Origin of the sequence: Flavobacterium humi (assembly GCF_004745595.1) — a bacterium.
Taxonomy (GTDB): domain Bacteria; phylum Bacteroidota; class Bacteroidia; order Flavobacteriales; family Flavobacteriaceae; genus Flavobacterium; species Flavobacterium humi.
The window spans coordinates 350,396-367,580 of the sequence record NZ_SRLH01000001.1 but is presented as its reverse complement, the minus strand read 5'-3'; the positions used below and the strand labels follow the sequence as shown (position 1 = coordinate 367,580).

Here is a 17,185-nt window from a genome sequence, read left to right as displayed (position 1 = left end):
AAAAGATACGCCTCACTCATTATAATTTTAAAAGTTATGAAAAAAAAGTTAGAAGCCGAATTAATTAGCATAGCCCACAGAATTTTGCAATTGAAACACAAAGAAGATGTCCGGGAATTGCACCATGAAGCCCAAAAATTATACGAAAAGCTATCTGTCTTATTATTTGTTGAAGAGAATTTCAGTGACCTAAAACCAACCATCGGTTTGCCCGAAATTGAAAAGAAACTGGAAAAGGCTTTTGATTTTGACGAAAAGATAATCGTAGCCGAAATTACTGAAAAGGAAGACCACGAATTGGTGGTGGAACCTAAAACGGAAACAGCTCCCGAAGTACCAAAAGAAGAGCCTAAGAAGACCGAAGAAATAGTTGAAACCATTGAGAAAGAAGTTGTTGCCGAAACACCTCAAACCGTTGCCGAAACCCCTATAATAGAAATCCCGAAACCGGATAAAAAGCAAATTTCCATTGATGAGATCCTGGGCGGCGTAACTGCCGATCCTATTTTTGACCGTGTAAGCGATCTTAAAAAACAGGAAGATGCCAAAATTTCAAAAGAAATAGCAAAAATCATAGACGATAAAATTGAAGAGAAACCGGCTTCTGAAGTCCATGTGGAAACAGTTTTTAGCGATGTACACGATGGCAAGGAAGTGATTTTTGAAAAACCTGCTCCCGAAATCCAGGTGGAAACCGTATTTGTGGATGTTACCGAAGGAAAAGATATCGTATTTGAAAAAGCTGACCCAAAACCGGCAACCAACCTTAATGATAAGCTCAACAAAGGCATAAACATAGGATTGAACGACCGCATCGCTTTTGAAAAAAACCTTTTCGGGGGAAGCAGCGAGGATTTTAACCGGGTGGTGTCCCAATTGAGTACTTTCGATACCTTTGAAGATGCCCGTAATTTTATCGATGAGCTTGTAAAACCTGACTATAATAACTGGAAAGGAAAAGATGAATTTGCAGAGCGGTTCATGGAATTTGTTGAAAATAAATTCTTGTAAATGGGTAAATTATACTTGGTACCTACTCCTATCGGTAATTTGGAAGACATGACTTTCAGGGCTATTAAAGTCCTTAAGGAAGTTGATTTGATCCTTGCCGAAGATACCCGGACCAGCGGAAAACTGCTGAAACATTTCGAAATCGCAACGCACATGCACAGCCACCATATGCATAACGAGCATAAAACGGTTGAAAACATCATCAAACGTATCCAGGCGGGCGAAAATATCGCTTTAATTTCTGATGCAGGGACGCCGGCCATTTCCGATCCGGGCTTTTTGCTTACCCGTGCCTGTGTGGAACATAATATTGAAGTAGACTGCCTGCCGGGCGCCACAGCTTTTGTACCGGCATTGGTCAATAGCGGGCTTCCGAACGATAAATTCATTTTTGAAGGTTTTTTGCCCGATAAAAAAGGCCGCCAGACACGCTATTTGGCCCTTGCGGAAGAAACAAGGACGATGATCCTGTATGTTTCGCCACATAAACTCACCAAAACATTGGCCGAATTCGTGCAATATTTCGGCGCAGACCGGCAAGTTTCAGTATCCCGGGAAATTTCAAAACTCCACGAAGAAACCGTCAGGGGAACCGCAGAAGATGTTTTGAAGCATTTTGAAGCAAAACCTGCCAAAGGGGAAATCGTGGTCGTTGTAGCCGGAAAAATTTCGGTTAAGGAATCTAAAAAAGAACCGCAAAACCATGACTAACAGAAGTATCGCTCAATTCCTGGATATTGTAAGGCTGGAACCGCAAAGCATCCATTTTTCGGACACCATTGCCGTTATTGAAGAATATTATGATTTTACTCCTACCGGATTTCAAAACGGGGACCAATACAATGCGCCCGGTGAAAATTCAGGTTCCTGTAAAATCTTCGCTTTCGGCCTTTTGCAAAACTTGACACCGTCTGAAGCACTGGCTTGTTTTGGCACCTATTACTTTGACGAAGTCCTGAACCATCCCAACGGGACAAACCATCAAAACATCCGGAATTTCATCAAAACGGGCTGGAACGGAATTCAATTTGAAGGAAAAGCGTTGCAGCTGAAAAAGCCTTAAACTTCCAAATCAACAAACGAAAAAGTATTTCCGCTGAATAATCCTTTGTCGGATAGTTTCAGGTCCGGGATAACCAACAATGCCATGAAAGAAAGTGTCATGAACGGCGCTTTGAGCGGGCTGCCTAATGCTTTGGCCATTGTATCGATTTCCTGGTACAACCTGCCGGCCTGCCAACCGTCCTTATCGCTCATGATTCCTGCTACGGGAAGCGGCAATATTTTGCTTTCCGAACCATTTACGGCACAGATTCCGCCTTTGTTTTCCACCAAAAGATTCACGGCCTTGCAAATTTCGGCATCAGAAGTGCCTACAGCAATGATATTATGGCAATCGTGCGCTACCGAACTCGCGATGGCACCTTTTTTCAATCCGAAATTCTTGATAAATGCAATCGCCGGAGCCGCATCGTAATAGCGGTTGACTACAGCCATTTTAAGGATATCGTTTTCCGTATCCGAAACCAATTTGCCGTCTTTTATAGCTGGCGAATGATGTAATTCGTTAGTAATCAGCTGTCCTTCCAAAGCCTCGATCACCCTTATTTTTGAGGCTGTTCCCGAAAGTTCAAAATCGGAAGTTTCCTTAATTGTTATGTTGAAATTATTCGGAGTCTCAAAAGCTACCGGATTTACAAATGAAATCCCATTTTCAGCGACCAGATCACCATTAATATATGTTTTCTGCACGTTAAAATGAATCAGGTCATCCACTACGATAAAATCGGCAGTATCCTTTTCTTTCAGCAAACCTACATTCATTTTATAATGTTTTACAGGATTGATGCAGGCCACTTGTAATACCTTAAAAACATCGATTCCTTTTGCCACGGCGCGGGCGCAAAGCGAATTAATGTGTCCTAAAATCAAATCATCAGGATGTTTGTCATCGGAACAGAACATCATATTTTGATAGTGCTCAGGAAGCAAATCAATCAGGGCTTCAAAATTTTTGGCGGCGCTTCCTTCCCGGACAATCACTTTCATGCCCAAGGACAGTTTTTCCTGCGCTTCCTCGAAAGTAAAACATTCATGGTCTGTCGAAATCCCGGCAGAAATGTATTTCCGGATGGCATCGCCCCGCAATCCGGGAGCATGGCCGTCAACAGGTTTGCCAAAATGTTTGGCCCATTGTATTTTCTTCAGGACTTCCGGATCATCAAATAAAACACCGGGATAATTCATCATTTCAGACAAATAGAAAATATCGGGTGAAGCCATCAATTCCTTGATTTCCTCGGAATCTATAATCCCTCCCGCTGTTTCAAAAGAAGTGGCAGGAACACAGGAAGGTGCACCGAAATGGAATTTCAAAGGGACTTCCCTACCGTTGTCAATCATATAATAAACGCCTTCTTTTCCCAATACATTCGCAATTTCATGAGGGTCCGAAATCGTTCCGACCGTTCCGTGGAGTACAGCAATTTTAGCAAATTCAGACGGTACGAGCATGGAACTTTCTATATGGATGTGGGCATCGATAAACCCCGGAAGGATATAACTTTTCACGTTATGTTCTTTTTCCGTAATGGAAACGATCACTCCGTTTTCAACCACAATTTCCCCCGGATAAATCCGTTTGTTTTCGATATCGACAATTTGGCCCTGAATCTGCATTTATTGATTTTTTTAAATGGTATTAAAGTTCAAAATAACCATTTTTTATCGGGATTTCACGGAATTATTTTCGGATTTTAAAAAATTTAATTAACAAATTGTTTTCAAATTTTGTAGTAAATTTGGATTCAAAACTTACACTCCATATAAAATAGTATGCGCTGGACCATTAAACCAAAACCCCACCAAGCAAAAATCAAAGAACTCTCGCAGGCTTTACAAGTAGACGAAAATATTGCCATTCTGTTATTGCAGCGCGGTATTGAAACTTTCGAGCAGGCACGGCAGTTTTTCCGTCCCAGTTTAAGCGACCTGCATGATCCGTATTTGATGAAAGATATGGACAAAGCAGTTACGCGCATCGAAGCCGCCATAGCCAGCAATGAAAACATTTTGATTTTTGGTGATTATGACGTAGATGGCACTACTGCCGTTTCTTTGGTTTCTTCTTATCTGAAAAGCTATTACCCTCATATAGACACCTATATTCCAGATCGTTATGACGAAGGCTACGGCATTTCGTACAAAGGGATCGATTATGCGGATGATAACGGGATCAGCCTGATTATTGCCCTGGATTGCGGTATCAAATCAATCGATCATGTGGCATACGCCAAAGCGAAAAATATTGATTTCATCATTTGTGACCACCATCGGCCGGGAGATATCCTGCCAGACGCCACAGCTGTGTTAGACCCCAAAAGAACCGACTGCAGTTATCCTTATGATGAATTGTGCGGTTGCGGAGTAGGTTTTAAACTGATTCAGGCTTTAGGCCAAAATAGGAATCAAACGATTGATGACCTGATACCTTATCTCGATTTGGTCGCGACAGCCATTGCTGCGGACATTGTTCCGATGACGGGAGAAAACAGGATTTTGGCGAAGTTCGGTTTAGAGGTTATCAATTCGGCTCCAAGGCCAGGCATCAAGGCAATGGTCCAGAACTTAAAAAAGAAAGTGCTTACAATAACGGACGTGGTTTTTATCATAGCGCCGAGAATAAATGCTGCCGGAAGGATCAAACACGGCAATTATGCAGTCGAATTGTTGTCTGAATTCGATTTGGAACAAGCCACCGCATTTGCTTCCCAAATTGAGATATTCAATGCCGACAGGAAAGATCTTGACAAACAGATTACGCAGGAAGCGCTCCTTCAAATTGAAGAAAACGCCGAAGAAGCTAAATTCACAACCGTTGTATACCAGGAGGATTGGCACAAAGGTGTCATAGGAATTGTTGCCTCCAGGCTGATTGAAACGCATTACCGCCCAACGATTGTTTTTACCAAAAGCGGCGACAAATTGGCGGCATCGGCACGTTCTGTCAAAGATTTCGACATTTATAATGCTTTGGAAGCCAGTGCGGAACATTTGGAACAATTTGGCGGGCATATGTATGCGGCCGGAATGACGCTGAAGGAAGAAAATTACAGTGCTTTTAAGGATAAATTTGAAGAGGTGGTCCGGGAAACAATTAACCCTGATTTATTGACTCCCGAAATTTCAGCCGACCTGGAAATGGAATTAAACGGCATCGATCCTAAATTCTTTCGGATATTAAAACAATTCGAGCCCTTTGGCCCGCAAAATATGACACCGGTTTTCCTGTCCAGGCAGGTCTATGATACCGGGTACGGAAAAACCCTGGGCAAAGACGAAGAACACTTGCGGTTGTTTGTAAAACAAGGCGATGGCGATGGATTTGCTGCCATTGGCTTTGGCCTGGCCCCTAAAAAAATGCTTACCGGAAATCAAAAAACGTTTGACATTGTTTATTCTGTTGATGAAAACGAATGGAACAATACGATAAGCTTACAATTAAAATTAAGAGATATTAAAGAAAATCATGAGTAAAAAAGATCCGTTTTCTTCGTTGAAAATAAAAGAGTTCCGCTGGTTTTTATTGATGCGGCTGGGCATTGTTTTGGGCTGGTCCATGCAATTTGTATTGGTGGAATGGGAAGTGTACAGAATAACCAAAGACCCGCTGTCATTAGGGCTTATAGGTTTAATGGAAGTAATCCCGGCTATCGGGATGGCGCTGTTCGCAGGGCATATCGTCGATCAGAACGAAAAGAAGGGAATGTTGGTCAAATGCCTTTCAGGGCTGGCCTTGATCAGTATTTTGATGTGTGTATTGCTCAAACCGGAAGTTTCGGAAACCCTTTCTAAAAACACCGTTTTAAATGGTATTTATGCCCTTGTATTTTTAGGTGGTATTATCCGGGCCTTTATCATCCCGTCCGTTTTTAGTTTACTAGGTTTGATCGTACCCAATAAAGAAAAACCCAACGCAGCGGCCTGGAGCAGTTCTACCTGGCAGGTTGCGGCTGTTATCGGGCCGGCGCTGGCAGGATTTACCATTGGCGGCATTGGTGTTTTTGCTTCGATGCTTTTAGTGGTGATTAGTATTATTTTCGGGATTTTCGCCTTATTCCAAATTCCGGCAAAACCCATTATCAATCCTAAATTAGGAGAACCGATTTTTACAAGCCTTAAAGAAGGAATAACTTTTGTGTTCCAGAACAAAACCGTCCTAAATGCCTTATCCTTGGATATGTTTGCCGTTTTATTTGGAGGTGCCGTTGCTTTATTGCCGATTTTCGCCCAGGATATTTTAAAAGTAGGCTCCGAAGGTTTCGGGATACTAAGGGCTGCTCCTGCCATTGGCGGACTGATTACGATGCTTATTGCTACTTCCATGCCTTTAAATACCAATGCCGGGAAAAAATTATTGCTGGCGGTACTGGTTTTCGGGGTTTGCATTATTATTTTCGGGCTGTCGGCCAATTTTTGGGTTTCGGTGGCTGCTTTGTTTTTGAGCGGTGTAGCCGATGGGATTTCAGTAGTAATACGATCCACTATCCTTCAATTATACACTCCAGACCATATGCGGGGCAGGGTTTCGTCTGTAAACTCCATATTTGTGGGTTCCTCAAACGAATTGGGTGCCTTTGAAAGCGGTTTTACCTCAAAACTGATGGGTGTGGTCCCTTCCGTTGTTTTTGGCGGAATTATGACCATTGGCGTGGTTGGTGTTACTGCTTTGGCTTCTCCTAAATTCAGGAATTTAGACATCCAGAAGGATTTGGAAACTTAACAATGTTACACTAAATTTTGACACAAAAAATGTACCTTTGTGTTTTGCCTAAAATTATGCTAGATACCGAAGATACTATTGAAGTTATTGGTGCCAGGGTGCACAATCTCAAGAATATTGATATTTCCATTCCCCGTGAAGAATTGGTTGTAATTACCGGTCTTTCAGGCTCGGGTAAATCCTCGTTGGCCTTTGATACCATTTACGCCGAAGGGCAGCGCCGTTATATAGAAACCTTTTCGGCCTATGCACGCCAGTTTTTGGGCGGGCTGGAACGTCCAGATGTTGATAAAATCGATGGATTGTCCCCGGTAATTGCCATTGAGCAGAAAACTACAAGTAAAAGCCCTCGTTCCACAGTTGGGACAATTACCGAAATCTATGATTTCCTCAGATTATTGTTTGCCCGTGCCGGAGATGCCTATAGTTACAATACCGGTGAAAAAATGGTTTCCTATTCTGATGAGCAAATCAAGGACTTGATTACCGAAAATTTCATCGGAAAACGAATTAATATACTCGCTCCCGTAATCCGGGCAAGGAAAGGGCATTATGCCGAATTGTTCCAGCAAATCACCAAACAGGGATTCCTAAAGGTCCGGGTCAATGGCGAAGTCCTGGATTTGACTGCCGGTATGAAACTGGATCGTTACAAGACCCATGATATCGAAATTGTTGTAGACCGGTTAGTGGTTGAAAATTCCCCTGAAAGCGAAAAAAGATTATCCGAAAGCATTCACACCGCTATGTACCATGGCGAAAATGTGCTGATGATCCTGGACCAGGATACTAACCAGACACGTTATTTCAGCCGAAACCTGATGTGCCCTACCACCGGAATTTCATACCAGAACCCGGAACCAAACCTGTTCTCGTTCAATTCTCCCAAAGGGGCTTGCGAACATTGCAACGGATTGGGCGTTGTTAATGAAATCAACCTTAAAAAAATAATCCCTAACCCAAAATTATCCATTAAAAATGGAGGTTTTGCCCCACTTGGCGATTATAAATCTTCCTGGATCTTCAAACAACTGGAAACCATCGGGGAAAAATACGGCTTCAAATTAACCGATCCTATCGAGACTATTTCCGAAGAAGCAATGGAGGTGATCCTTAATGGAGGAAAAGATAAATTTTCAATTTCCTCCAAAGCCGCCGGGGTTACCAAAGAATATAAAATCGATTTTGAAGGCATTTCGAATTTTATCAAAACCCAACATGACGAAAGCGGTTCGACTACTATAAAACGGTGGGCCAAAGATTTCATGGACGAAGTGAAATGTCCGGAATGCCAGGGTTCCCGATTGAAAAAAGAAGCGCTCTATTTCAAAATCAATGATAAGAACATCGCCGAATTATCCAACATGGACATTTCGGATTTAACTCATTGGTTTGATACTTTAGACAGTCATTTATCGGACAAACAAAAAACAATTGCTATTGAAGTTGTCAAGGAAATCAAGGACAGGCTGCACTTTTTGGTAAATGTAGGTTTGGAATACCTGGCCTTGAGCCGTAGTTCCAAATCCCTTTCCGGAGGTGAAGCGCAACGCATCCGACTGGCAACCCAGATCGGTTCGCAATTAGTGGGCGTGCTGTATATATTGGATGAGCCAAGTATCGGATTGCATCAGCGGGACAACGAAAAACTGATCCATTCCCTGGAGCAATTGCGGGATATCGGTAATTCGGTAATTGTCGTGGAGCATGACAAAGACATGATCGAACGTGCTGATTATGTGATTGATATTGGCCCGAAAGCCGGAAAATTTGGTGGTGAGATCATCAGCAAAGGAACGCCCGCGGAAATATTGAAGCAGCATACCATTACTGCGATGTACCTCAATGGGGAAATGAAAATCGAAGTTCCGGCCAAACGAAGGGAAGGCAACGGAAAATCCATAAAACTGACAGGTGCCACGGGAAATAACCTCAAAAATGTTTCCATTGAACTGCCTTTGGGTAAACTGATTTGTGTAACCGGGGTTTCGGGCAGCGGAAAATCAACGCTAATCAATGAAACGCTCTACCCTATCCTGAACGAATATTATTTCAATGGTGTCAAAAAGCCGCAGCCGTATAAAAAAATCGAAGGGCTTGAACATATAGACAAAGTCATCGATATTGACCAAAGCCCGATTGGAAGGACACCGCGTTCCAACCCGGCAACTTATACGGAAGTTTTTACGGAAATCCGCAGTTTGTTTACCATGACTCCTGAAAGCATGATCCGTGGTTATAAAGCCGGAAGGTTCAGTTTTAATGTAGCAGGTGGTAGATGTGAAACCTGCGAGGGTTCCGGTGTGAGGACTATTGAAATGAGCTTCTTGCCCGATGTGTATGTAGAATGCGAAACCTGCCAGGGAAAACGTTTCAATAGGGAAACCTTAGAAATTCGATACAAAGGGAAATCGATTTCGGATGTATTGAACATGACTGTAGACGAAGCGGTTCCGTTCTTTGAAAATATCCCGAAAATCTACAGGAAAGTGAAAACAATCCAGGATGTCGGTTTGGGCTATATCACGCTCGGGCAGCAAAGTACCACACTTTCCGGTGGTGAAGCACAACGTATAAAATTAGCCACCGAATTATCCAAAAAAGATACCGGGAATACGTTTTACATCATGGACGAGCCTACAACCGGTCTTCATTTTGAAGATATCCGGGTACTGATGGACGTAATCAACAAACTGGTGGACAAGGGCAATACGGTATTGATTATTGAGCACAATATGGATGTCATCAAGCTCGCGGATTACATTATCGATATTGGTTACGAAGGTGGAAAAGGCGGCGGAGAAGTAGTTGCCAAAGGCACTCCTGAAGAAATAGTTAAAAATAAGAAAAGCTACACTGCGCAATTTCTAAAAAAAGAATTACTTTAGCAGGCTGTTTTTTAGCCGCGATAGCAATGGAAATCCTTTTGTTTTTTCCTTAAAAAACAAAAGATTGGAATGAATAGCGGGAAACAGCTCCTAAAAAATAAAATATAAAAAAGAGAATATGTCGTTTAATGATTATGAAAATGAGGATTCCAGGATCCAAGATAAATTAAAACAAAAAACCTGGAACGAGATAAGGACCAACGACTCCTGGGCGATTTTTAAAATTATGTCGGAGTTTGTCAATGGATACGAAAGTATGGCCAGGATTGGGCCTTGCGTATCTATTTTTGGGTCTGCCCGAACAAAACCGGAGGATAAATATTATATACTGGCTGAAAAAATCGCTTACAAAATCAGTAAAGCGGGTTATGGAGTGATAACCGGCGGTGGTCCTGGTATCATGGAAGCCGGGAACAAAGGGGCGCACCGTGGCGAAGGAACTTCGGTAGGATTGAATATTGAATTGCCTTTTGAGCAGCATTTTAATCCTTATATCGATAAAGATAAAAACCTGAATTTTGATTATTTCTTTGTCAGAAAGGTTATGTTTGTCAAATACTCACAGGGATTTGTAGTTATGCCGGGAGGTTTTGGCACTTTGGATGAATTATTTGAGGCGATTACCCTGATCCAGACCAAAAAAATAGGGAAATTCCCGATTATCCTGGTGGGTTCCAGCTTTTGGGCCGGATTGATCGAATGGGTCAAAACCATCATGATCGATCAGGAAAAAACGGTAAGCCCAACCGATATGGACCTGATAAAAATTGTGGATACGGAAGACGAAGTGGTGGAAGCCCTGGATAATTTCTACAAAAAATACAATTTAAGCCCGAACTTTTAAGCATACAAAAAACTCCGCAAGTTGCGGAGTTTTTTATTTTAAGCCTTAATTTTTTATTTAATTCTTGATACTTAAAACGCTACATTCCATCGTGGTAGCCTCTCATTTTCATCAAGGAAATTTTGCAAAACCTGTCCTTCTACAAACGTTGGGATCACTTTGTTTTTAGCATTGAAGGTATCATACCAAACCACTTCAAGAGCATTGATATTTTCTTTTTTCATTTGTGCCGGCCAGGAATATTTCCTTCCGGTTTTGGCAAACTGATGCCCGTTTACGATTTTGTCATACAAACCACCTGATTTTGTTTTCAAGGTTCCGTCATTTTGGATCGTTCCGGTAGATCCGACCATGATCAGTTCTTTCTCTTCATTGGTCGCATCGTAAACCAAAAAAACACCGCTCCCGCTTTCCGGTGCGTTGCAAACTTCTTCCAGGCTGTCATTTACCGTGAAAGCAAAGCTGTTACCGGTTTTAAATTTCTTTAACTCTTTATACATCTTATATTTTTTTAAATCAATAATCCGAAAAAAAATACCCCACGAAAATCGTGGGGCATTAGATTTCTATATTCTATTAGGGATTAACCTAAAACTTCTTTTACTTTCTTACCGATTTCAGCAGGAGAATCTACTACATGGATACCGTTTTCTCTCATGATACGTTTTTTAGCTTCCGCAGTATCATCAGCACCACCCACAATTGCACCGGCGTGGCCCATTGTTCTTCCTTTCGGAGCAGTTTCACCGGCAATAAAACCTACAACTGGCTTACGGTTACCGTCAGCTTTGATCCAATGTGCAGCATCCGCTTCTAATTGGCCACCAATTTCACCAATCATAACGATACATTTGGTTTCAGGGTCGTTCATCAATAATTCAACGGCTTGTTTGGTCGTAGTCCCGATGATAGGATCTCCACCGATACCGATAGCAGTCGTGATTCCCAAACCTTGTTTTACAACCTGGTCTGCTGCTTCGTAGGTTAAAGTACCTGATTTTGAAACGATTCCTACAGTACCTTTTTTGAAAACAAAACCTGGCATGATACCTACTTTTGCTTCTCCCGGCGTAATCACACCTGGGCAGTTAGGGCCTATCAGACGACAGTTTTTCCCTTTGATATATTCATTGGCTTTAATCATGTCCGCAACAGGAATACCTTCGGTAATGGCAATGATTACCTTGATTCCTGCATCGGCAGCTTCCATAATAGCGTCAGCAGCAAATGCCGGTGGAACGAAAATAATAGTTGTATCAGCTCCAGCCTGGTCTACGGCGTCTTTTACCGTATTGAAAACCGGACGGTCTAAATGCATTGTCCCACCTTTTCCAGGAGTTACACCACCTACAACATTTGTTCCGTATTCAATCATTTGAGAAGCGTGGAATGTTCCTTCGCTTCCTGTAAATCCCTGAACGATTATTTTTGAATCTTTATTGACTAAAACACTCATGATATTTTGTTTATATAGTTTATTTTTTGTGTTGCAAAAGTAAGGTTTTGAAATGTACTTTTATATTATTTTTTAAAATAAATTAACTTAATTGGCTCATTTGGAATCCCCGGTATAATTTTCCTGCTTTTAGTTCCCAAATCACCATGAAATGCGCTAAAATCATTTCTTCCCTTGGATTTTCGATCGTCTTTACATAATGGATGTACCGGACACTTACAGTATCTTCCTCCTCTATAATATGTGTGATGTAAATCCTGGACGAATCGTAGGCTTTCTGCATCTCGGAAGCAAGTTTCAGCATTTCTTCCCTGTTAAGCTGAAGGAATCCTTTGCTGCTGTTCCAGTCCAGGGTAACATCAGGATGTATGAAAGTATCCAGTAATGCGCTGTCGCGAAAAGCATCCGATTTATAAAAATTCTTAACTATTTCCTTAGCCTTCATTTTTATTGAGTTTATTAAGTATTTCAGGGAGTTTTTTAAGGTTGGCCAGCTGTTTGAGTTTTTCGCGGGATTCTTCTACAGGAGTGCCGAAATAGGATTTTCCGCCTTCAATAGATTTGGTTACCCCTGTTTGCCCCATGACTACGGCTTTCGACCCGATCGTAATACCGCTTGTAGTGCCTACCTGGCCCCAAAGGGTTACTTCATCTTCAATCACCACGCAACCCGCAATACCGGTTTGTGAAGCGATAAGGCATTTTTTACCGATTATCGTATCGTGCCCCACATGGACCTGGTTGTCAATTTTTGTCCCGGCACCAATGGTAGTATCGCCTGTAACACCTTTATCGATGGTACATAAAGCGCCAATCCCGACATTGTCCTCAATAACGACCCGTCCTCCTGAAATTAGTTGGTCAAAGCCTTCCGGGCGTTTTTTATAGTAAAAAGCGTCGGCGCCAAGGATAGTCCCCGCGTGGATGATGACATTATCCCCGATTACCGTATTATCATAGATGGAAACATTAGAATGGATCAGGCAGTTTTTGCCAATCGCCACATTATTCCCGATAAAGGTATTGGGTTGGATAACGGTCCCCTCTCCTATTTTGGCAGAAACTGAAACAGCAGCATTCGAAGCCTGGAATGGCCTGAAATGATGCGTCAATTTATTAAAGTCCCTAAAAGGATCGTCGGAAATCAACAAAGCTTTACCTTCCGGGCAATCGACATTTTTATTGATTAAAACTATCGTAGCCGCCGACTGTAAAGCTTTATCGTAATATTTTGGATGATCGACAAACACAATATCTCCAGGTTCGACAACATGAATCTCATTCATACCCAAAACTTGAAAATCAGCTTTACCAACGAATTCACAACCAATAATAGTCGCAATTTCTTTTAGTGTATGTGTTTGGGAGAATTTCATCGGATTACTCTTTTACACGCTCCATGTAAGAACCTGTAGCAGTATCTATCTTGATTTTATCCCCTTCATTGATAAACAACGGAACGTTTACCGAAGCCCCTGTTTCCACTTTTGCAGGTTTTGTTGCATTTGTTGCTGTATTTCCTTTCACTCCAGGCTCTGCATAGGTAACCTCAAGAACGATGGAAGCCGGCATGTCTACAGCAAGCGGCAAATCTGTTTCGGTATTGATCTGAACCATTACATTAGTTCCTTCTTTCAACAAATCCGGAGCATCAAGGATGTCTTTGTTTAATGTAATCTGTTCAAAACTTTCATTGTTCATAAAATGAAACTGGGTTCCTTCTGCATACAGGAATTGGAACGTATGTGTTTCCACACGGACATCTTCAATTTTATGGCCTGCCGAAAAAGTGTTGTCCAAAACCTTCCCTGTAGTTAAGCTTTTCAATTTTGTTCTCACAAAAGCCGGGCCTTTCCCTGGTTTTACGTGAAGGAATTCAATGATTTTATATATATCGTGATTGAATTTTATACATAATCCGTTTCTAATATCTGATGTAGATGCCATTTTTTAAGTATTTATTTTATGTTTGTTTCTGTTTTAACTGCTTATACCCCTGTATAACCTTTCATAATTCCTCTTGAAGAATTCCTGATAAAATCCAAAATCTCATCACGCTCAGGAGTAGCCTGCATTTCAGCTTCGATAATAGCCAAAGCCTGTGACGTATTGTAATTTTTCTGGTACAAAATCCTGTAAATATCCTGGATCTCTTTTATTTTCTCAGTCGTAAACCCTCTCCTTCTAAGCCCAACAGAGTTGATACCCACATAGGATAACGGTTCTTTTGCCGCTTTTGTAAAAGGTGGTACGTCCTTACGAACCAGCGAACCTCCGGAAACCATGGCATGGTCACCAATCGAGATGAACTGGTGCACAGCCGCCAAACCTCCGATGATCGCAAAATCACCAATAGTAACGTGGCCTGCAAGTGCTACACCGTTTACAACGATGGCATTGTTACCAATATGGCAATCGTGCGCGATATGCGCTGTAGCCATAATCAGGCAATTGTTCCCTATAGTGGTTTGCCCGGAAGCAATCGTTCCTCTATTTATCGTAACACACTCTCTTATAGTGGTATTATCTCCTATTACCGCAAGTGACTCTTCACCTCCGAATTTCAAATCCTGAGGCACCGCTGAAATTACCGCACCCGGGAAAATATTGCAATTTTTACCTATACGGGCGCCTTCCATAATCGTAACATTCGAACCAATCCAGGTTCCATCCCCAATGACCACATTGTTGTGAATAGTAGTAAAAGGTTCAATTACAACGTTTTTGGCGATTTTCGCACCAGGATGAACGTAGGCTAAAGGTTGATTCATATGTTATTGTTTTTTAACGATTTGTGCCATTAATTCCGCTTCAGCGACCAACTTACCGTTCGAGTAAGCGCTGGCCTGCATATGACAAATCCCTCTTCTGATCGGAGAAAGCAAGTCTAATTTGAAAATTAATGTATCGCCTGGTAATACTTTATGTTTGAACTTAACATTGTCTATTTTCATGAAATAGGTCAGGTAATTTTCCGGATCCGGAACGGTACTCAAAATCAAGATCCCTCCTGTCTGGGCCATCGCTTCAACGATAAGGACGCCAGGCATCACCGGAGCTCCGGGAAAATGCCCTACGAAGAAATCTTCATTCATGGTTACATTCTTCAATCCTACCACATGTGTGTCCGACATTTCCAAAATCCTATCAACCAACAAAAACGGCGGCCTGTGAGGCAACATTGACATGATTTTATGGATATCCATTAGCGGTTCCTTATTCAGGTCATACACCGGGACATGGTTTTTTTGTTCCGTTTTGATGATTTTTGATATTTTCTTGGCAAACTGCGTATTGACAAAATGCCCGGGTTTATTGGCAATGACTTTCCCTTTGATACGGGTCCCGATAAGTGCCAAATCACCTACTACATCCAGTAATTTATGGCGTGCCGCTTCATTTGGGTAATGCAGGGTAAGGTTGTCCAGAACACCATTTGGCGTTACGGAGATCTTTTCTTTCCCAAAAGCCACTTTGAGCCTGTCCATGGTAGAATCGGAGATTTCCTTATCAACATACACAATGGCGTTGTTCAGGTCGCCGCCTTTAATCAGGCCATGTTCCAGCAATGTTTCCAGTTCGTGCAGGAAACTGAACGTACGGGAATCCGCTATTTCCGATTTGAATTCCGAAATATGCTTCATGCTTGCATTCTGGGTTCCAAGGACTTTGGTACCAAAATCAACCATAGCCGTTACCTGGTAATCGTCTGAAGGCATCACGATAATCTCGCTACCTGTTGCCTCATCCATATAGGAAATGACTTCCTTCACCACGTATACGTTTCTTTCCGCTTCCTGTTCTACAATCCCGGTTTTTTCAATCGCTTCAACGAAATATTTTGAAGAACCGTCCATAATTGGCAATTCCGAAGCATTCAGTTCAATAGTGATATTGTCCAGGTCACAACCAACAAGAGCGGCCAAAACATGCTCGGGAGTCTGGATCATCACTCCTAATTTTTCAAGATTGGTACCTCTTTGCGTATTGACAACATAGGCAGCATCGGCTTCAATGATGGGTTGCCCTTCCAGATCCACACGGACAAAGGTAAAACCATTGTTTACCGGAGCCGGTTTAAAAGTCATCGTAACTTCTTTCCCTGTGTGTAATCCAACGCCTTTAAGCGTAATTTCTGACTGAATGGTTTTTTGCTTAACCATAATTATTTGTTTTTCTTTTTTAGTTCTTCTAATTCTGATACTATTTTAGGAAGGTTTTTGAAATGGACATAGGATTTATTAAAATCACTGTATCCAAAAGTAGGGCTTCCCTGCAATGTTTCATTATCTTTTATATTTCTCCCGACACCCGATTGCGCCTGGATCCTTACTCCGTTGCCGATATTCAGATGCCCGGCTATTCCTACCTGGCCACCTATCATGCAGCTTTTCCCTATTTTAGTAGATCCCGCGATACCGGTTTGCGCGGCAATAACGGTATTTTCTCCTATTTCAACATTATGGGCAATCTGGATCTGGTTGTCCAGCTTTACTCCTTTGCGTATAATGGTAGAACCCAGCGTAGCACGGTCTATGGTTGTACAAGCGCCCACATCTACATTATCTTCCAGGATCACATTGCCTATTTGCGGTACTTTGCTGTAAATCCCTTCTTCATTCGGGGCAAAACCAAAACCGTCGGCACCCACAATAGCACCGGAATGAATGGTACAACCGTTGCCTATTTCCGTTTCCGAATATACTTTGGCACCGGCAAAAATAATAGTATTGTCCCCAATTTTCACATTATCGCCAATAAACGAATTCGGATAGATCTTGACATTGTTGCCAATCACGACGTTTTCGCCAACATAAGCGAAACTCCCCAAATAGAAGTTTTCCCCGTGTGTTGCGCTTTCCGACAGTACGCACGGCACTTCTATACCTACCTTGTTCAGTTTGATCTGATTGTAAAATTCCAATAATTTAGAAAATGATTTATAAGCATCTTCCACTTTTATCAGTGTGGTGGTAATCTCATTTTCCGGCACAAAAGTACTGTTTACAATAGTTATGGTCGCTTTTGTATCGTAAATGAAATTAATATATTTGGGATTGGCCAAAAATGTTAAAGAACCTTCCGTCCCCTCTTCTATTTTAGACAATCTGGAGACTTCAGCGTTAGGATTTCCTACTACTTCCCCTTCTAAAATTCCTGCTATTTGTTCGGCTGTAAATTTCATTGTGACAAAAATATAAAAT

At 41.8% G+C, this 17,185-nt stretch carries 16 protein-coding genes; 7 read left to right on the top strand and 9 right to left on the bottom strand.

Annotation, left to right across the window (positions count from 1 at the left end; all coding sequences use genetic code 11):
• Nucleotides 1–36 precede the first annotated feature (36 nt).
• The 3 genes from E4635_RS01505 to E4635_RS01495 are packed head-to-tail and all read left to right on the top strand — an operon-like array spanning nucleotide 37 to nucleotide 2,074.
• Nucleotides 37–1,011, top strand: coding sequence for a hypothetical protein (locus tag E4635_RS01505; protein WP_135524842.1), 975 nt, complete (start codon nucleotides 37–39; stop codon nucleotides 1,009–1,011).
• Nucleotides 1,012–1,722 carry a 16S rRNA (cytidine(1402)-2'-O)-methyltransferase gene (rsmI, locus tag E4635_RS01500; RefSeq protein ID WP_135524841.1) on the top strand — a complete coding sequence of 237 codons (711 nt, stop codon included), beginning with the start codon at nucleotides 1,012–1,014 and terminating at the stop codon, nucleotides 1,720–1,722.
• Nucleotides 1,715–2,074: a HopJ type III effector protein gene (locus E4635_RS01495; protein WP_135524840.1), complete on the top strand. Its 360-nt coding sequence runs from the start codon at nucleotides 1,715–1,717 to the stop codon at nucleotides 2,072–2,074. The genes rsmI and E4635_RS01495 overlap by 8 nt, the downstream gene beginning before the upstream one ends.
• On the opposite strand, the gene ade is transcribed toward E4635_RS01495, so the two are convergent.
• Entirely contained in the window at nucleotides 2,071–3,690 is a 1,620-nt protein-coding gene (gene ade, locus E4635_RS01490) for an adenine deaminase (RefSeq protein ID WP_135524839.1), read from the bottom strand. The two genes, E4635_RS01495 and ade, sit on opposite strands and share 4 nt — an antisense overlap.
• A gap of 156 nt (nucleotides 3,691–3,846) precedes the next feature.
• Between ade and recJ the strand changes: the two genes are divergently transcribed.
• The 4 genes from recJ (at nucleotide 3,847) to E4635_RS01470 (ending at nucleotide 10,525) form a co-directional block, all read left to right on the top strand.
• Complete coding sequence (gene recJ, locus E4635_RS01485) at nucleotides 3,847–5,547, top strand: single-stranded-DNA-specific exonuclease RecJ (protein WP_135524838.1); 1,701 nt, start codon at nucleotides 3,847–3,849, stop codon at nucleotides 5,545–5,547.
• A complete protein-coding gene (locus E4635_RS01480) occupies nucleotides 5,540–6,793 on the top strand; it encodes an MFS transporter (RefSeq protein WP_135524837.1) in 1,254 nt (417 codons plus the stop codon). Before recJ ends, E4635_RS01480 begins: the two co-directional genes overlap by 8 nt.
• Before the next feature lie 56 nt (nucleotides 6,794–6,849).
• Nucleotides 6,850–9,681 (top strand): excinuclease ABC subunit UvrA, encoded by a 2,832-nt coding sequence (gene uvrA / locus E4635_RS01475; protein WP_135524836.1) that lies wholly within the window; start codon nucleotides 6,850–6,852, stop codon nucleotides 9,679–9,681.
• A gap of 118 nt (nucleotides 9,682–9,799) precedes the next feature.
• The gene (locus tag E4635_RS01470) at nucleotides 9,800–10,525 is read left to right on the top strand and encodes an LOG family protein (protein WP_135524835.1); all 726 of its coding nucleotides are present in this window, start codon (nucleotides 9,800–9,802) and stop codon (nucleotides 10,523–10,525) included.
• 71 nt (nucleotides 10,526–10,596) lie between these two features.
• Here the strand turns inward: E4635_RS01470 and E4635_RS01465 are convergent, their stop codons facing one another.
• From E4635_RS01465 to lpxD, 8 genes are all read right to left on the bottom strand, one after another.
• Nucleotides 10,597–11,025, bottom strand: a complete 429-nt coding sequence (locus E4635_RS01465; RefSeq protein ID WP_135524834.1) for a hypothetical protein — start codon at nucleotides 11,023–11,025, stop codon at nucleotides 10,597–10,599.
• 83 nt (nucleotides 11,026–11,108) lie between these two features.
• Nucleotides 11,109–11,981, bottom strand: a complete 873-nt coding sequence (gene sucD, locus E4635_RS01460) for a succinate--CoA ligase subunit alpha (RefSeq protein WP_135524833.1) — start codon at nucleotides 11,979–11,981, stop codon at nucleotides 11,109–11,111.
• Nucleotides 11,982–12,063: 82 nt separating this feature from the next.
• Nucleotides 12,064–12,426 carry a nuclear transport factor 2 family protein gene (locus tag E4635_RS01455; RefSeq protein WP_135524832.1) on the bottom strand — a complete coding sequence of 121 codons (363 nt, stop codon included), beginning with the start codon at nucleotides 12,424–12,426 and terminating at the stop codon, nucleotides 12,064–12,066.
• Complete coding sequence (locus E4635_RS01450) at nucleotides 12,416–13,357, bottom strand: UDP-3-O-(3-hydroxymyristoyl)glucosamine N-acyltransferase (protein ID WP_135524831.1); 942 nt, start codon at nucleotides 13,355–13,357, stop codon at nucleotides 12,416–12,418. The genes E4635_RS01455 and E4635_RS01450 overlap by 11 nt, the downstream gene beginning before the upstream one ends.
• 4 nt (nucleotides 13,358–13,361) lie before the next feature.
• Entirely contained in the window at nucleotides 13,362–13,928 is a 567-nt protein-coding gene (gene efp / locus E4635_RS01445; protein ID WP_135524830.1) for an elongation factor P, read from the bottom strand.
• Between the two features lie 41 nt (nucleotides 13,929–13,969).
• Nucleotides 13,970–14,752, bottom strand: coding sequence for an acyl-ACP--UDP-N-acetylglucosamine O-acyltransferase (lpxA, locus tag E4635_RS01440; protein ID WP_135524829.1), 783 nt, complete (start codon nucleotides 14,750–14,752; stop codon nucleotides 13,970–13,972).
• A gap of 3 nt (nucleotides 14,753–14,755) precedes the next feature.
• Entirely contained in the window at nucleotides 14,756–16,144 is a 1,389-nt protein-coding gene (locus tag E4635_RS01435; RefSeq protein WP_135524828.1) for a bifunctional UDP-3-O-[3-hydroxymyristoyl] N-acetylglucosamine deacetylase/3-hydroxyacyl-ACP dehydratase, read from the bottom strand.
• Between the two features lie 2 nt (nucleotides 16,145–16,146).
• On the bottom strand, nucleotides 16,147–17,166 hold the full coding sequence (gene lpxD / locus E4635_RS01430; protein ID WP_135524827.1) for a UDP-3-O-(3-hydroxymyristoyl)glucosamine N-acyltransferase: 1,020 nt from the start codon (nucleotides 17,164–17,166) through the stop codon (nucleotides 16,147–16,149).
• Nucleotides 17,167–17,185: the final 19 nt, after the last annotated feature.

Bases quoted from the DNA above. Each gene is read 5' to 3' on its own strand.
- E4635_RS01470 (WP_135524835.1), top strand. From the start codon at position 9,800: ATGTCGTTTAATGATTATGAAAATGAGGATTCCAGGATCCAAGATAAA.
- E4635_RS01455 (WP_135524832.1), bottom strand. From the start codon at position 12,426: ATGAAGGCTAAGGAAATAGTTAAGAATTTTTATAAATCGGATGCTTTT.
- ade (WP_135524839.1), bottom strand. From the start codon at position 3,690: ATGCAGATTCAGGGCCAAATTGTCGATATCGAAAACAAACGGATTTAT.
- lpxA (WP_135524829.1), bottom strand. From the start codon at position 14,752: ATGAATCAACCTTTAGCCTACGTTCATCCTGGTGCGAAAATCGCCAAA.
- recJ (WP_135524838.1), top strand. From the start codon at position 3,847: ATGCGCTGGACCATTAAACCAAAACCCCACCAAGCAAAAATCAAAGAA.
- E4635_RS01435 (WP_135524828.1), bottom strand. From the start codon at position 16,144: ATGGTTAAGCAAAAAACCATTCAGTCAGAAATTACGCTTAAAGGCGTT.
- efp (WP_135524830.1), bottom strand. From the start codon at position 13,928: ATGGCATCTACATCAGATATTAGAAACGGATTATGTATAAAATTCAAT.
- rsmI (WP_135524841.1), top strand. From the start codon at position 1,012: ATGGGTAAATTATACTTGGTACCTACTCCTATCGGTAATTTGGAAGAC.
- E4635_RS01480 (WP_135524837.1), top strand. From the start codon at position 5,540: ATGAGTAAAAAAGATCCGTTTTCTTCGTTGAAAATAAAAGAGTTCCGC.
- E4635_RS01495 (WP_135524840.1), top strand. From the start codon at position 1,715: ATGACTAACAGAAGTATCGCTCAATTCCTGGATATTGTAAGGCTGGAA.
- E4635_RS01465 (WP_135524834.1), bottom strand. From the start codon at position 11,025: ATGTATAAAGAGTTAAAGAAATTTAAAACCGGTAACAGCTTTGCTTTC.
- lpxD (WP_135524827.1), bottom strand. From the start codon at position 17,166: ATGAAATTTACAGCCGAACAAATAGCAGGAATTTTAGAAGGGGAAGTA.
- sucD (WP_135524833.1), bottom strand. From the start codon at position 11,981: ATGAGTGTTTTAGTCAATAAAGATTCAAAAATAATCGTTCAGGGATTT.
- uvrA (WP_135524836.1), top strand. From the start codon at position 6,850: ATGCTAGATACCGAAGATACTATTGAAGTTATTGGTGCCAGGGTGCAC.
- E4635_RS01450 (WP_135524831.1), bottom strand. From the start codon at position 13,357: ATGAAATTCTCCCAAACACATACACTAAAAGAAATTGCGACTATTATT.
- E4635_RS01505 (WP_135524842.1), top strand. From the start codon at position 37: ATGAAAAAAAAGTTAGAAGCCGAATTAATTAGCATAGCCCACAGAATT.